Below are 16,594 nucleotides of genomic sequence, written 5' to 3'. Positions count from 1 at the left end.
GAGGAGACACCGTTATGTCTAAGGGGAAAATTAGTCTGAAAATTAAGTTAACATTTGTGTTTATTTTAATTTTGTCAACATTATTAGTTGGTTGTTCAAATAATAATGGGGAATCAACATCGAAAGGCAGTCATGATAATATGCTTACGATTGCTTGGCCGAGAGATGTAGGAGAAATGAATCCACATGTCTACAACCCTTCACAATTATTTGCTCAATCTATGGTGTATGAACCATTAGTAAGCTATCAAGCCGGCGGTAAGATAAAACCAAATCTAGCTAAGTCATGGGAAATTTCTGAAGATGGTAAAGTATACACGTTTCATTTGCGTGAAGGTGTAAAATTTTCCGATGGAACAGATTTTAATGCAGAAATTGTTAAAAAGAATTTTGACACTATTTTGAATAATGAAGAATTACATAGTTGGTTGGGTTTCATTACAAAAATAGCTCAGACAGAAGTAGTGGATAAAAATACTTTTAGATTAACATTGACTGAACCATATTACCCAACAATTCAAGAGCTAGCTGTGGTTCGACCAGTTCGTTTTTTGGGGGAAGCTGGCTTTCCTAAAGATGGTGATACTTCAAAAGGTATCGTTAAACCGATAGGTACAGGTCCATGGATTTTAGAAAAGTATAAAGCAGACGAATATGCTATTTATAAACGAAATGAAAATTATTGGGGAGAGATTCCAAAAGTAGAAAAAATCAAAGTGAAAGTTATTCCAGATGCGGAAACGAGAGTACTCGCATTTGAAAAAGGTGATTTGGACATGATTTATGGAGAAGGAGTTGTCAGTCTAGACACGTTTAAGCAATTAAAGTCTACTGGGAAATATGAAACTAGGGTTTCTGAACCAATTGCCACAAGACAGCTTGTTATGAATACAAAAACAGAACAGCTTTCAGATGAACGTGTAAGGAAAGCCCTGCATTATGGTTTTAACAAAGAAGCGTTGGTTAAAGGAGTGACTTCAGGTTTAGAAGAAAAAGCAGACCATATCTTACCTACAAATTTACCTTACACGAAAGATATTGATGTGAAGTTGGTAAAGTATAATGTAGAAAAAGCAAAGGCACTATTAGACAAAGCAGGATGGAAACTCCCTAAAGGAAAAACAGTTCGTGAAAAGGATGGAAAGTTACTTGAAATTGACCTAATGTATGATTCAGCAGAATCCATTCAAAAAGCAATGGCCGAAACTCTTCAATCTGAATGGGCGGCAATTGGGGTGAAATTAAACATTGAGGGAGTTGAACTACCAGACCAAGTTCAAAGATTTAAAGATAATAAATTTGATATTAATTTCTATAGTAATTTTGGTGCACCTTATGATCCTCATACATTTTTAAACATTGTTTCATCAAAAGGGTATGGGTTTAATGAAGCTATTTCAGCATACCCAAATAAAGATGAATTAATTAAACAAATGGCGAAGGTTCCTCAAACAACAGATGAAAAAGAGCGCCAACAGCTCTATTCGTCTATTTTAAAGTCAATACAAGACCAAGGAGCTATTATTCCTATTTCATATATGAAGAAAACAGCCATTTATCAAAAGAATGTAACGAATTTTAATTTCCCTGCTAATCGTGACGAGAATCCATTCACAGGAATTAGCATCAAACAGTAACTAGCAGGAGGTTTTCATGGGCAATTATATACTGAAGCGAATTATGTCCATCATTCCAGTTTTTCTTTTGGCCGCACTTCTCACAACTGGAATGGTTCACCTTTCATCGGTGGATCCAGCTGAAGCTTATTTAACCGCAGCACATATCCAACCGACTGATGAGATTTTAGCTCAAAAAAGACATGAGTTTGGTTTAGACCAACCATTCTTTATTCAATATGCAAACTCTATTATGAAGATATGCCAACTTGATTTTGGCATATCTTATGTTTCGAATAAGCCAGTTTGGGATGAAGTTATATATCGAATACCAGCGACCGTCCAACTAGCTATAGCGAGTATATTAATAGCCGTGTTCGTCAGCGTGCCTCTTGGATTTCTGGCGGGAGTAAAGAAGGGTAGCGCTATTGATCATTTTAGTCGTTTACTTTCCTTTTTTGGTGCATCTATTCCAACTTTTTGGCTGGGCTATATATTGGTTTTTTTCTTTTCTGTTAAGCTTAACCTTTTTCCAGTTGAGGGAATTGGGACATGGCAGCATCTTGTACTGCCTTCCATTACGCTAGCTCTTCCTTTAATAGCAATGTATACAAGATTATTACGTGCGAGTGTTCTTGAAAACTTGCAGCAACCATATGTTCTATTTGCTCGAACTAGAGGACTTAAAGAAAAAACAATTATGATAAAACATGTGCTGAGAATTGCTATTTCCCCAATGATAACTGGGCTTGGAATGAATCTTGGAAAATTGCTTACGGGCACGATTATCGTTGAAGCGGTTTTTTCTTGGCCTGGATTTGGGCGTTATTTCATTGAAGCTATTTTTAATCGTGATATACCTGTTATACAATGCTACGTACTAATAGCGGCTAGTTTATTTATTTTGAGTAACTTAATTGTAGATATAGTTCAAATGTATATAGACCCGCGTATTTCCAGGAAAGAAGGACAGCATCGATGATAACAAGTATACGTACGATATTTAAAAGTCAAAAAGTAATTCCCATATGTTCAACGATATTAGGTATTCTTTTTATCATCGCCATTTTGGCCCCTTGGATTACACCAAATGATCCCATTGCCGTCAATTTAGCTTATAAATTGCAGCCTTCAAGCTGGAATTTCCCATTAGGAACCGATCATTTGGGAAGATGTAACTTGTCACGTATTTTATATGGAGCACGCATCTCATTAGGTTTTGCTATACTTATTTTCATTTCATCATTAGCAATTGGTTTAATTATTGGAACTTTTTCAGGTTATAAAGGCGGTTGGATTGATCATGTTTTAATGAGATTTTGCGATGGTGTTATGGCTTTTCCAAGCCTTATTCTTGTACTAGGATTGGTTGGTATATTTGGTCCTGGACTGTCACAAGTAATCTTAGCGCTGATGCTTGTACAATGGGTTTATTACGCGAGAATGTTCCGAGGAATGGTCCTTAGTTTGAAAGAGCAGAACTTTATCTCCGCTGCGAAGATCAGCGGTTCTTCTCAATGGAAGATCATTAAAAATCATATTATTCCCAATGTGTTACCCCCGCTTGTTGTAATGGGTACGTTGGAAATGGGATGGGCTATCATGGATATATCTGCTATGTCTTTTCTGGGATTGGGCGTCCAGTCTCCTACACCTGAATGGGGAGCAATGATTCACGAAGGAAAATCATATATTCGGACGAATCCAGAACTGATGCTTTATCCAGGTTTGTCTATTATGCTTGTTATTGTTACATTCAATCTATTAGGCGAAGCGTTATCAGAACGTTACGGTGTCAAACGTCGATTTTGAAAAGGAATGAAGAAAGTTGGGAACAGAAGAGGCAAAAGTGTTACAAGTTAGAGATTTACGTGTTCAAATAAAAACAAAAAATGGTGTTGCAACTCTTGTTCAAGATATAAATTTTGAACTGAAGCCTGGGGAAATTCTTGGTCTTATTGGTGAAAGCGGTTGTGGTAAAACCGTTACAAGCATGTCCATTCTCCAGCTCCTCAATCGTAAGGAAACAACAATTGAAGGGAGCATAACGCTAAAAGGCCAAGAATTAAATGGTTTAGCTGAGAAAGAAATGCGTAAGATTCGTGGAAAGGATATAGCCTTTATTATGCAAAACCCGATGAATGCTTTTACGCCAGTTTTTACTATTGGACACCAATTTATTGAGACTATTCGCTCTCATACGCATTGGAATAAAAAACAGGCAAAAGAGCTTGCCGTTGAGTCAATGAAACAAGTGAATTTACCTGACCCTGACAAGCTTTTGAAATACTATCCTTTCCAACTGAGTGGGGGTATGCTTCAACGATTAATGATTGCTATTGCCGCAAGCCTGCATCCAGCTATTATTATTGCAGATGAACCGACAACCGCGTTAGATGTAAACAATCAGAAGAATGTACTACATCATTTAGATAAAATTCGTTCTGAATATGGTTCAGCAATTTTATTAATCTCTCACGACCTAGGAGTTATCTCTGAAATGGCAGATGAAGTAGCCGTTATGCAATATGGGAAAATAGTAGAAAAAGCAGGTGTATTTCAGCTATTTGATTCACCAACGCATGAGTATACAAAGAAACTGCTAAATGCAAGACCAGCATTATATTTAGAAGAACCTGTGATCAACTTAATTTGATATGTAAAAAGCATTTTATAAGAGGTGAACAAGTGAGTTTATTACAAGTAAATGAAGTCACTCATAGCTACGGAAACCGAACGTTTTTCAAATGGCAAAATCGTTCTAAGAAAGTACTTTCTGATATCTCCTTCTCTATTGAAGAAGGGACATGCTTAGGAATGCTTGGTACGAGTGGAGCCGGTAAAAGTACTTTAGGAAAAGTAATTCTCGGCTTGGAAAAGCCACAGCATGGACAGGTTCTTTTTCAAGGACATGACATCTATACTGTAGATAAATATACTCGCCAAAAAATTCGGCGTGATCTTCAAGTTGTTTTTCAAGATTCGTACTCAGCAGTTAATCCCCGAATGACGGCTGAACGTATTATTGCAGAACCGTTAGAAAACTATGAAAAATTAACATTGGCTGAACAAAAACGAACCGTGATTGAGTTATTAGAAAGAGTAGGGCTTGATGAAAAAGACTTAAAAAAATATCCGCATCAATTTAGCGGCGGTCAGCTGCAAAGGATCAATATTGCAAGGGCAGTCTCTCTTAAGCCAAAGCTCATTGTCTTAGACGAATCTGTAAGCAGTCTAGACATGGTTACGCAAACTCTCATTTTAGAACTATTAAAGGAGTTAAAAGAAGACTTTGGTCTGTCGTATTTTTTTATTACACATGATATCAAAGCTGCTCATATGATTAGCGATACATTAGGTGTATTAGAAAAAGGAGAATTAATCGAATACTATAATTCGAAAAATCAGTTCTTTACTTCAAACAATGCTGTGGTAAAAGAGATGAGAAGTTCTATACTTGCAGAGCATCCGCGTTTTCGTTCAATTAGAGCAAGGAATAATCATATCTAATTTAAAGGTATACCCATGTATTTAAAGGCCTCGATTTCATCCACGTAATCGAGGCTATTGCTTTTGTGTTTAACTCAAAATGATAGAAGGAGGCCGGTTGGATGAATCATCGTACGTATCTTACTTTGGCGATTCCCCTGACAATTTCAACGATGACTACGCCTTTATTAGGTGCGGTTGATACTGCTGTTGTAGGGCAACTTCCAGCTCCAGCTTATATTGGAGGAGTTGCGGTAGGAACTCTTATTTTTAATACGTTATATTGGGTATTTGGCTTTTTAAGAGTTAGTACATCCGCCTTTGCCGCACAAGCAAATGGGGCCAGTGATCCAGATCAGGGAGTACTTGCTTTATCCCGGCCATTTTTATTAGCTGTAATAGTAGGGCTGCTTTTTATTCTTTTGCAATGGCCGATTGAACATGCGGCTCTCTTAGTAATTTCTCCTGATGCTGATGTAAGTAGGTTTGCAGTAGAATATTTTAGGATTAGAATATGGGGAGCACCTTTTACACTGATGAACTATGTGATTCTTGGTTGGTTAATGGGAATGGCTAAGATTAAAGAATCTCTATGTTTGCAGATACTTACAAATGTTTTGAATATGTTTTTAGCTATTCTTTTTGTCCATGTTTTTTCTTTTGATGTACAAGGAGTCGCTACAGCAACCTTGATTGCTGAAGTTACAGCCTTCATATTAGGAGTATTCATCATTTTGAAAGCATCTCCGTTTAAATGGAAAATGCCATCAATTCAGGTACTTATGGATACAAATTCTATGAAGAGGATGTTTAATGTTAACAAGGATTTGTTTATTCGTACTATTTGTTTACTGGTCGTTATTAATATGTTCACAGCAAAAGGTGCTTCGTTTGGCACAGAGTTTCTAGCTGCAAATGCTGTATTATTTCAAATCCACTACATAATGGCTTATTTCTTTGATGGATTTGCTAATGCTTCCAGTATTCTTGTTGGTAAAGCAGTAGGTTCAAATGATAAAGAGCTATATAAAAAAATACTTACTTTATCTAGACAGTGGTCGGTAATAACAGCAGTTACTATAGCCAGTTTATATGCACTTTTTCAAGAGCAGGTTATTGGGCTATTTACAAATTTGCCTGATGTGATTGAACTTTCACTTACGTATGGAGTATGGCTTATCATCTATCCCTTTGTTGCTTGTTTTGGCCTTGTCCTTTATGGGGTTTTTACAGGAGCAACTGAAATTGCTCCCGTTCGAAATTCTATGATTTACGCGATGATTGTCTATATCATTATACAGATTACAGCAACTCCTATCTGGCATAATCATGGCCTATGGCTGGCTTTCATCATCTATACTATCGGGCGATCAGGGTTCCTAGTTATGTACACTCCTCAATTAAATAAAAAATTGTTACAGCTAAAGGGAGAAGGCTGAAAAAATTATAACAAAATAGCTCCGGTTCATTCGTGAGGGAATCCTTCAAAAGCGGATATACTAACGGTGCTGCTACTCTCTTAAATAGATAGGGTCATTAAGAAAGCAGCCAGGGAGGACGGCTTTCTTAATAAAGGTCTGTTAAATGATTAGTAGGTTTTTATTTAAGTAAAGCAAGAAATAAGTAAGCAGCCAAGCGCTTTTTTAAGAAAGCTTTGGCTTTTTTGCACGTTTCCAAAGCTTAATTCTCTTTTACAAACAATTGTCCTCGCTCTAAAAATATATAGATTTCTACTAAGAAATTAAAAAATTCGTTATCTGTCCCGACTGAATAAAAAAATTCCATTCATCATCGTATAATAAATTTCTTTATTAAAAACAGCAATACGAATCTAAAGGATTCGTATTTTCCGGTGACATTCAAAATGCGTCCCAAACAATAGAAAGAAGAGGTTTTGAACGTTTATAATTCGGTTAAACATAAGGTAACAAATTATTTTTTATTTATTCTGTGTATTTAAAAAATTCGTTCGTAATGATACAATAAAATGATGGAAAGAAGATACGATGCTTCTTTCTTAATAAAGGATGAAGAAATATGGATATTAAGGCTCAGCAAACAAAATTGGCGAATAACTTGGGCAAATTGTTACGAGATAACTTTGGAAAAGGCCCCGAGGCTGTTCATGTTACGATTTATGAACCTTATGTTGTTATTTATGTCAGTGGCTTTGTATCGCCGATGGAACAAGTACTGTTAAATCAGAATGAAGAACTTCAAGTGATGACTACAAGAGAGCTTTTGGTAAAGACTCTTGAACCTCAAATAACTGGGCAAATTAAAGGGATTACAGACCTTGACATCCAGCACTTATATTATGATTGGAATTTAGATCATCACTCCGGAATTTTTGTGGGAGTTTGTCTAGACGATTTGAAAGCCGATTTGACTGAGGGCGACCCTTATCCAGGAAAACAAGCAATTCATGATCGGATTATAAAGATGAGTGAGATTGCACAAAAAGGGCCTGAAAAAATCTCTTCATATAAATTAAGTGATCGTACATTGGTCATCGTAAGAGAAGGAATACTGGTGGCTATTGAAAAACAGCTAATTTCGTTGGGTTTTGATGACACCTTACGCATCTCTAAACGCCCTTTGGAAAAAGGAATCTTACGACAAAACGATGACTATGATGAGATATTAAATGCCGACATTCTTGATATTTTTGTAGATTGGGATTTTGAAAAGGATAATAGTATTATTACGCTTATTTTAAAACCAAAAAAGTAATGAGGCAGTAATGAATTGGACACATTGTGCCAAACATAAGCCGAGGAAGAAAAGCTCATACCTTTTCTTTTTCGGCTTATTTTTGTTGTCTAAAAAGAGGAAGTCCTTTTGTAACGGAATAATTCTCTAAAATAGCACCTAAAAACAGGATGTACCAACAGAAAGGATTTGGTCGGAATGGCTGATAATCATGAGATTGTATTGTTTATAAAAGAGCTTCGTCGATTGTTGCAGGATTACAAAAAATATGACAATGAACTTTACAAAGAAGAAATTAGCAAGGATATACTACTTTTAAGTACCATTATCTATGGAAGTAAAATCGGAATTTTAAATAAAAAAAGAATCTTTAAACACAGGAAATACAAAGGTAAACAGAAACCAATCTATTAAAGATATACTAGTATGCCTCGTTTACACCTTGTAAAAAGGGAATTCTTATCGCTAAAAATGATCTTATGATGAAGAAGGATTTTTCATAAAACATCACGAATAGTATACCTTATGAAACCAGAAACTAGGTGCACCATCTATGGATAAAACGAAACTGGAAAAAGAATTAAGTAGTTATATGGGAAGGTTACTTCGTGAAAATTTTGGAAGAGGTCCTGGAGGTGTATTCACCGTCATTTCTCCTCCTTTTATAACCGTTTATTTTAAAGCCTTTTTATTACCTTTAGAAAAGGCTTTGTTAGACAAGGGACAAGTTATCTATGTTCAAAAAACACGTGATTTGTTAATGGAGACTTTAATTGACGAGATAAAAGGATATATACAATTAAATATACATTTAGATATTGAAGAATTTTATTATGATTGGAATTTAGAGCTACAGTCTGGCATGTTTACCATGATTCATTCTAATAAAGAAAACATAGCCAATCATTCCTATAAAAATCAAAAATTGCTGCATAAAGAAATTGAGGAAGTGACTCAAAAAGCAGAAAAACTCCCTCAAGGTGTTTCTTCTTATTTATTAGATCAGAGAACACTCCTTATAATCAGGGAAGGTATTATGGTAAATGTAGAGAAAGAATTAGTCCAATTAGGGTTTGAAGAAAACCTTACATTGGCTAAAAGAAATCTCGAAAAAAGGCTACTCCGTGAGCATAGTCAATCATTAGAAGTGATTTTAGATTCAAAGGTAACAGATATACTGGTCGCATGGGATTTTCATAAAGATAAAAGTACAATTCTTCTGATTTTAAATCCAACTTTATAACGGCACTGATAAGCTAGGCACTGAACTAGATGTAGGCCAAAAAGAAAGGTTATCTAACCTTTCTTTTTGGCCTATTATTTTTTTACTACTATTAAAATAAAGAAAGTGGTGATAATGATGCTATTTCAATCGGATAAAGAAAAGGAACCTTTGACTATTGACATACACACTGAAGTGGATATAGTAGAAGCCCGTCAAAAAGGGCGAATGTTCTCTAATTGCTTAGGCTTCAGCACACTCGATCAAGCCCGAATTATTACGACTATTTCAGAATTGTCCAGAAATATATATAAATATGCCACTACGGGAAAAATTATAATGGAAATAATAGAGAATCAACTTGAAATAGGACTAAAAATAATTGCTATAGATAAAGGACCAGGCATTAAAAATATTCAAAAAGCGATGGAAAGTGGCTATACAACGTCAGGAGGGTTAGGCGTTGGTTTATCAGGGGTAAAAAAATTAATGGACGAATTCACCATATCATCTCAAGAAGACCATGGCGTTAACATCGAGGTTATAAAATGGAAAAAAAGAAATAAATAAAAGAAACACAAGCTAAAATGGAAACGTTTATTTACAACAGTAGGTAAAGATTTGTATAAATTCATCAGTAGTTAGACTGAAAAATAGATTTTTTTTAAGCCCTCTTAGAGTCAAAAAATTTTAAAAAGTTTAAGAAAGAAATGACTTCCTCTTTACAAAAGGCTCCTTTATTGAATAGGAGATAGCTTCTAAAAATATCATCCCCTGATGATCCTGCTTTAGGTCTAGGATACGGTTAAGATATTTCACATGCTTGAGTTGGTACCTCCAGCATGTGCTTCTCCTCTATTAACTCCTAGCAGTAGGACAAAAATTTTTCTCCGCAGTAATCACAAGAGGCTTAGAAACATGAGAAAAAGGTGTAGAAAATTATGAGTAATTGTATTTAATCGTTAAAATAATTGATCATAATCAAGTCTCAAAAACCATAGATTCTCGAAAATTATTAATAATGATAATTGTGATATAAACAGTACAAGTATATAATTGTGTGAAAAAAGGATGGATACTATGCCAATTAATTCGTTTGAAAATTATCCGATGAGCTGGAAACCATCTGTTGATAAAACAAGAAAGCCTATTTACCAAGCTATTGCAGGCCAATTGGAAGAGGATATTATCAAGGGAGTTTTATTACCTGGAACAAAACTTCCTCCACAGAGAGAGCTAGCCGATTATTTAGATTTAAATTTGAGTACGATTTCAAAAGCATTTAAAGTGTGCGAGCTAAAGGGTTTATTAAGTGCCACTGTTGGAAGCGGTACATTCGTATCGTATGATGCGTTATCGAATGCGTATTTACTGGAAGATACCAAGCCTAGCCACTTAATTGAAATGGGCGCGACACTGCCAGACAATGATTCGTACGAACCGCTTCTCCTTCAGCTAAAAGATATGCTACAAGAGACTGATTACGAAAAGTGGTTTAGTTACGGGAGGCCAGGTGAAAGTCTTTGGCAAAAAGATGCAGCTGTAAAGCTGATGAGAAGAGGTGGGTTCAAAACAACAGTTGATCACATTTTATTTGCAAATGGAGGACAAAATGCAATTGCTGCAATACTAGCGAGTCTTTGTCAGCCTGGAGATCGCATTGGTGTTGATCATCACACTTATCCAGGTTTAAAAACGGTTGCAGCTATGCTTAGTGTACAATTAGTACCGATAAAATCAAAGAATTATGAAATGAGTCCAACTGCTTTTGAATATGCATGTAAAAATGACAATATTAAAGGCATTTACTTGATACCCGACTATCATAATCCAACTGCTTGCTGTATGTCCGTTGAAAACCGAGAAAGGCTTGCCGTGATTGCAAAAAAATATAACCAATTTATTATTGAAGATGCAACGTATCATCTCCATCATGAGCGACCAATGCCAGCAGTAGCATCATATGCACCAGAACAAGTCATCTATATTGCAAGTTTATCAAAATCAATAGCACCAGGGTTACGACTAGCATATGTAGCAGCACCTAGTCGATATAAAGAGCCTATTTCAAAGGCTCTTTATAATTTAAATATATCAGTTTCACCATTATTAGCAGAGCTAACAGCACGTATTATTGTGTCAAATCAATTTGAATCCTTAGTAGAGAATCATCGTGAACAAGCTATTCTCAGAAATCGAATTGCAAATCAATATTTAGAAAATTACACCTGTTTAGGTATGGAAACTGGTATATTTCGTTGGTTACTATTACCAGAAAAGATTACAGGTGCTAAATTTGAAACATTAGCTGCGCATCAAGGCGTACAAGTGTATGCAGCAGAACGCTTTGTAGTGGGAAACAGTTGTCCAGATAGAGCTGTAAGGATCGCTGTTTGTGCACCGAAAACGATTGGAGAGCTTGAGCGAGGATTGATTATCCTTAAACGTTTACTTAACGACTATTTATAATATTGTTTGCCATACAATTATAATATTGTATGGCTTTTTTATGCGTGTTATGATAATCCAAATCTAGTGAGAAAATTTTTAAAAATAGAATGAGTTTTCTGAAAGGAAGGTTATGATGGTAAACGAGGATCATGTAAAAGCTCTAGACAACCAATCAACTTGTTTACAAGAATATGTTAATTCACCAGAGAAACAAAAAGCTTTATATAAACGCACCTTATTTGTGGTAAGTGTTTCTCAAATCTTTGGCGGTGCGGGATTGGCAGCAGGAGTCACTGTCGGTGCACTTATTGCACAACAAATGCTTGGTACAGATGCCTATGCAGGGGTACCGACGGCTCTATTTACTTTAGGATCTGCAGGAGCTGCTTGGTTAGTAGGAAAGCTTTCTCAAAAAAAAGGGCGTCGCGCAGGACTTACGACAGGTTTTATCCTAGGGGGTGTTGGAGCGATTGGGGTTATTTTTTCTGCCATTCTTAATAGTATCTTTCTTCTGTTTCTTTCGCTCCTCGTTTATGGAGCAGGAACAGCTACTAATCTACAAGCGCGTTATGCAGGAACAGATTTAGCCAAAGTAAAACAACGAGGGACCGCTGTTAGTATGGCCATGGTTTTCACCACATTTGGAGCCGTTGCAGGCCCGAATTTAGTTGATGTGATGGGGGATTTTGCACTTTCTATTGGTGTCCCAGCACTTGCAGGACCTTTTATTCTAGCAGCAGCTGCATATATAGTAGCTGGTCTTGTATTTTATATTATGCTGCGTCCAGATCCGTTACTGATTGCCAGAGCAATAGAAGCGAATAAACACGAACGTAACACTCAAAAAAATTTAAAGAATACTGAGCAATCAACGAACAAAAAAGGAGTGGCTGTTGGGGCCACAGTTATGGTCCTTACTCAAATTGTAATGGTTGCTATAATGACCATGACACCTGTACACATGAGGCATCATGGCCACGGGCTAACTGAAGTAGGGGTTGTAATTGGATTTCATATTGGTTCTATGTATCTGCCTTCATTATTTACAGGGGTCTTAATTGATAAAATTGGACGAACGGCGATGACAATTGCTTCAGGAATTACCCTTCTTTTAGCTGGGCTGGTAGCAGCTATGGCATCAAGTGATTCAATGGTTCTTCTAGTGGTTGCTCTATCGTTACTTGGATTAGGGTGGAACTTAGGGTTAATTAGCGGTACAGCTCAAATAGTGGATGCTACAGAACCATCAACTCGTGCGAAAACACAAGGTACTATAGACGTTTTAATTGCTTTAGCGGGAGCTTCAGGAGGGGCTTTATCAGGAATGGTTGTAGCTCAATCAAGTTATGGCGTTTTATCATTAAGTGGAGGAATTCTATCTTTAGTATTAATTCCGGTTATCGTATGGGCTTATAGAGGTACAGGGGAAAATAAAGTTAAAGTAGGTCAAGGACTTTAATTTATCTGTGGTATGGAAGCCTAGCTCTCAAATAAATGATGTCACTCAAATTCACTTGGATTCTCCCACTTTCATTTTAAGCATAAACTTATTGGCAATCCATAAATTTGTTACTTTTCTTACAGACGATACGCTAACATTTCGATCACACGAAAAACCTTCTACTTACCAGAGTAGAAGGTTTTTTGATTTCAATTATTCATAAAGATTAATATTAATCGCCGGGGTGTCTATATTGTTTAAAATAGTTTTATTTTTTGTAATCCTACCTGACAAACAATCGTTCTTTTTCAAGTACACCAAAAACATACATTTATAATACATAGATTTTGATATAATCTCTGGAACATTTCTACCCGTACTAGAGGAGCAATAGAGGGGGGGAGAAAGAGGGTCCCCCTCGCTTAACTCAGTTATATAAACAAACAATCCTCATATACATTTATTGAATGGCTTCTTTAAACTTGTCACGAAATAAAACATAATTCGATAAAGAGTACATAGGAGGAAAAAACATGTTTGTTCATATAGTTCAACCGGGTGATACCCTGTCTTCAATAAGCAGCAGATATGATTACCCCATTGCGCAGCTTAGGAGAGTAAATGGGTTAGAAGAAACAAATATTGTTCCAGGTCAAGCCTTACTTATAGCTTCTTATGTGTACACAGTTCAACCGGGTGACACGATGAGGAGTATTGCTAAAAAAGCTTATGTATCTCTAGAACAATTAAAAAGGGCTAATCCTTCAGCCCATTATCATTATTTGCAGGTGGGAATGAAAATAAAAATTCCTAATATATCAGACTATATTGCAGGTACACTGGAGTATTATGCCGTTCGAAATCCAGAATTAGATCGCGATTTAATTACTGATTTTGCAACTTATTCCTCGTCCATCTCTATCTTTGAATATCATTTTGGCAGCAATGGAGATATTATGAATGATTTAAACGATTTAGTAGCGATTGAAACGACTTGGAAAAACCGAGTTACACCGTTAGTTACGATTACTAATCTAACTTCTGAAGGATTTAGTTCTGATCTTGCCCATCAAGTTTTAAATAATCCTCAGGCACGAAAAAACCTTGTCGATAATATCTTTTATTTAGTATCTAGAAAAGGATACGGCGGGGTGAATATTGATTTTGAACGTGTGAAAACCGAAGATAGAGATCTTTTTACGGGATTTTTACGTCAGCTGAGTGAACGTTTAAAACCTGCAGGGTACGTACTGACCATAGCGGTTCCAGCCAAGACAAGCGAAGATATTCCTTGGTTAAAAGGGTATGATTACGGGGGAATAGGTGCCGTTGTTAACTATATGTTCATTATGGCATATGATTGGCATCATGCAGGCAGCGAACCAGGTCCTGTTGCACCTATTACTGAAGTAAAAAGAACAATAGAATTTGCGATAAAAAGTGTTCCGCGAAGAAAACTCATCATTGGAGTCCCTTTGTATGGATATAACTGGTCAATTCCTTACAAGCCTGGCACAGTAGCATCTGCTATATCCAATCAAAATGCGATTAAAACAGCGATGAGATATCAGTCGCCCGTCCAATATTCTAAGGAGTATAAATCCCCATTTTTTCAGTATAGAGATCAAGAGGGACAGATGCATGAAGTATGGTTTGAAGATGTAAGAAGCATGAGTGAAAAAATGGTGTTAGTTCGTAAATTTGGTTTGCAAGCAATAGGAGCTTGGCAATTAACACTTGGATTTACGCCAGGGCCTTGGCTTTTAAAGAAATTTTTCACTATTAGAACGGTATAAATAGCACTAATTTTTATGAATCAATTTAAATATTTTTCAGTTAATAGTTATTCGATATACGTTATTAACAATAAAAAAATTCTATTTATAGTAACTTATAAGAAGTTGGAGGTACTGCCATGGCAAAAAGGATAGATGTCTCAATAAAGCAGCATCAATTAAAACTATATGATGGAGCTAAATTAGTAAAGGCATATCCTATTGCTGTAGGGAAAATGATCACTCCAACTCCAACTGGAAAATTTAAAATCATTAATAAAGATACTACCCCTCCAGCTGTATTTGGCCCCTTATGGATGGGACTGTCAAAACCCACATATGGAATACACGGGACTAATGATCCAGCTTCTATTGGCAGAGATATGTCACATGGATGTGTAAGAATGGACAATGAAGATATTTTAGAACTTTCCTCTGCAGTTCCTATTGGAACACCGGTGTATATACATAAATAATAGGTTAAGAAGAGTACGACTGTTTATATTCAGCTAATTGTCGAGGTCGAGGTTATCAAAGTTTGAGTAGATGCTATACAATCGTGGGTTTTTATGTAATACAAAAAAGTACCCCGATTAACAGAGGTACTTTTAGCATTTTAACTTATTTTGATGCTGGAGACGTAGTAACTTCTGGAGACGTTACTTTGTCATAAAAATCTACGAATTTGTCACGATCTTCGCTATCCCGGTAAGCCATAGCAACACGTGGATGTTCATTCAGCACACCAGAAATCATGTAAGGAATGATATACCCCCACTCCCACTTTTGACGCATTTCAAGCATATGCTTTTCAATTACTCCAAGAATCGGCTTCATCTCATAGCTTGGTTTTGGTATGTAGCTAACAAGCAGCTCTGTGTTACAGTTACCAGCTGCACGGCCCATACCATAAACAGATGAATCAAGGAATGTAACGCCATTACGCATCGCAGTTAATGTATTGGCAAAAGCTAGCTGCATGTTGTTATGCGTATGGATCCCAAGCTGTTTGCTAGGAATCATGGCTTGGAACTTTTTCACTTGATGCTCAATATCCGCAGGGTCTAGGCTTCCAAAGGAGTCAACAATATATACAACATCTACGGGGCTTTTCTTTACCATTTCAAATGCTTCAATAAGCTGATTTTCCGGTACGCTAGATAGTGCCATGATGTTAAGTGAAGTCTCATAGCCTAAATCGTGAAACATTTTTATAAGCTCTAATCCTTTATCTACTTCGCGAATATAGCATGCCACTCGAATCATATCTAACATACTTTGTTCACGCGGCAGGATGTCATTTGGATCTACACGCCCAATATCTACTAAAGCAGATAGCTTCGTGAACTTTTTCTCAGGGATAATTTCTTTGAGAAAGTTATCGTCAAGAAATCTCCATGGATTGGGCTCAGTTGCTTGAAGAAGCTTAGGTGAATTTTTATAACCAATCTCCATATATTCAACGCCGGCTGTGCTTAGGCCGTTATATAAGTCTTGCACAAATTCAACGCTAAAATCCCAATTATTAATTAAACCTCCGTCACGAATGGTACAGTCTATAATTTTGCTATTATGTTCCATGATAGTGATTTCCTCCTATGTAGTCTATTTATGTATTATTTTAACCTTTATCACTTTTATGCTTTTAAGCGCTAAATTCTCCTACTGTGTTTATACCATGACTGATTCAAAGGCGTCAATGTATTTTCTACATGTGTCTCTGCTTTACTGTATTTTATGGGTAGGAGATGCTTCGGCTTTTTATCCGGTTGATGCTCTTAAAACAACACCAAGTTCAGCAGTATAAACCCTAGTATATACAAACACAACCTTTATTACATCACTACCTACTGCAAAAAAGGTTGTTTTTTAAGTGAAACTGTTTATT

General features: G+C 36.3%; 15 protein-coding genes. 14 read left to right on the top strand and 1 reads right to left on the bottom strand.

Translation table 11 applies throughout. The features are described from left to right. Positions 1–14: 14 nt before the first annotated feature. From nikA to N178_RS01050, 14 genes are all read left to right on the top strand, one after another. Positions 15–1,637: a nickel ABC transporter substrate-binding protein gene (gene nikA, locus N178_RS01115; RefSeq protein WP_045289790.1), complete on the top strand. Its 1,623-nt coding sequence runs from the start codon at positions 15–17 to the stop codon at positions 1,635–1,637. A gap of 16 nt (positions 1,638–1,653) precedes the next feature. Then, on the top strand, positions 1,654–2,598 hold the full coding sequence (gene nikB / locus N178_RS01110; RefSeq protein ID WP_045289788.1) for a nickel ABC transporter permease subunit NikB: 945 nt from the start codon (positions 1,654–1,656) through the stop codon (positions 2,596–2,598). Continuing rightward, on the top strand, positions 2,595–3,428 hold the full coding sequence (gene nikC / locus N178_RS01105; protein WP_045289786.1) for a nickel ABC transporter permease subunit NikC: 834 nt from the start codon (positions 2,595–2,597) through the stop codon (positions 3,426–3,428). Before nikB ends, nikC begins: the two co-directional genes overlap by 4 nt. A 16-nt stretch (positions 3,429–3,444) precedes the next feature. After that, the gene (gene nikD, locus N178_RS01100) at positions 3,445–4,272 is read left to right on the top strand and encodes a nickel import ATP-binding protein NikD (protein WP_045289784.1); all 828 of its coding nucleotides are present in this window, start codon (positions 3,445–3,447) and stop codon (positions 4,270–4,272) included. A gap of 32 nt (positions 4,273–4,304) precedes the next feature. Next, positions 4,305–5,126 carry a nickel import ATP-binding protein NikE gene (nikE, locus tag N178_RS01095; protein WP_045289781.1) on the top strand — a complete coding sequence of 274 codons (822 nt, stop codon included), beginning with the start codon at positions 4,305–4,307 and terminating at the stop codon, positions 5,124–5,126. 101 nt (positions 5,127–5,227) lie between these two features. Next, on the top strand, positions 5,228–6,544 hold the full coding sequence (locus N178_RS01090) for an MATE family efflux transporter (RefSeq protein ID WP_045289780.1): 1,317 nt from the start codon (positions 5,228–5,230) through the stop codon (positions 6,542–6,544). A 598-nt stretch (positions 6,545–7,142) separates the two neighbouring features. Beyond that, positions 7,143–7,838 carry a Na-translocating system protein MpsC family protein gene (locus N178_RS01085; RefSeq protein WP_043981826.1) on the top strand — a complete coding sequence of 232 codons (696 nt, stop codon included), beginning with the start codon at positions 7,143–7,145 and terminating at the stop codon, positions 7,836–7,838. A 177-nt stretch (positions 7,839–8,015) separates the two neighbouring features. Continuing rightward, a complete protein-coding gene (locus N178_RS01080; RefSeq protein ID WP_045289779.1) occupies positions 8,016–8,231 on the top strand; it encodes a hypothetical protein in 216 nt (71 codons plus the stop codon). Positions 8,232–8,370: 139 nt separating this feature from the next. Beyond that, on the top strand, positions 8,371–9,060 hold the full coding sequence (locus tag N178_RS01075) for a Na-translocating system protein MpsC family protein (protein WP_045289777.1): 690 nt from the start codon (positions 8,371–8,373) through the stop codon (positions 9,058–9,060). 117 nt (positions 9,061–9,177) lie between these two features. Continuing rightward, the gene (locus N178_RS01070) at positions 9,178–9,609 is read left to right on the top strand and encodes an ATP-binding protein (protein ID WP_045289775.1); all 432 of its coding nucleotides are present in this window, start codon (positions 9,178–9,180) and stop codon (positions 9,607–9,609) included. Positions 9,610–10,119: 510 nt separating this feature from the next. After that, the gene (locus N178_RS01065) at positions 10,120–11,508 is read left to right on the top strand and encodes an aminotransferase-like domain-containing protein (protein WP_045289773.1); all 1,389 of its coding nucleotides are present in this window, start codon (positions 10,120–10,122) and stop codon (positions 11,506–11,508) included. 112 nt (positions 11,509–11,620) lie between these two features. Beyond that, positions 11,621–12,949, top strand: a complete 1,329-nt coding sequence (locus N178_RS01060; RefSeq protein WP_152640827.1) for an MFS transporter — start codon at positions 11,621–11,623, stop codon at positions 12,947–12,949. A gap of 515 nt (positions 12,950–13,464) precedes the next feature. Further along, on the top strand, positions 13,465–14,727 hold the full coding sequence (locus tag N178_RS01055; RefSeq protein WP_045289769.1) for a glycoside hydrolase family 18 protein: 1,263 nt from the start codon (positions 13,465–13,467) through the stop codon (positions 14,725–14,727). Positions 14,728–14,846: 119 nt separating this feature from the next. After that, positions 14,847–15,182 carry a L,D-transpeptidase gene (locus tag N178_RS01050; protein ID WP_045289767.1) on the top strand — a complete coding sequence of 112 codons (336 nt, stop codon included), beginning with the start codon at positions 14,847–14,849 and terminating at the stop codon, positions 15,180–15,182. Between the two features lie 145 nt (positions 15,183–15,327). On the opposite strand, the gene N178_RS01045 is transcribed toward N178_RS01050, so the two are convergent. Further along, positions 15,328–16,287, bottom strand: a complete 960-nt coding sequence (locus tag N178_RS01045; protein ID WP_045289766.1) for an aldolase catalytic domain-containing protein — start codon at positions 16,285–16,287, stop codon at positions 15,328–15,330. Positions 16,288–16,594 lie beyond the last annotated feature (307 nt).

It is taken from the genome of Priestia aryabhattai B8W22 (assembly GCF_000956595.1).
In the GTDB taxonomy this organism is placed as follows: Bacteria; Bacillota; Bacilli; order Bacillales; family Bacillaceae_H; genus Priestia; species Priestia aryabhattai.
The sequence above is the reverse complement of the archived record's forward strand: the minus strand, read 5'-3'. Positions and strand labels throughout refer to the sequence as shown.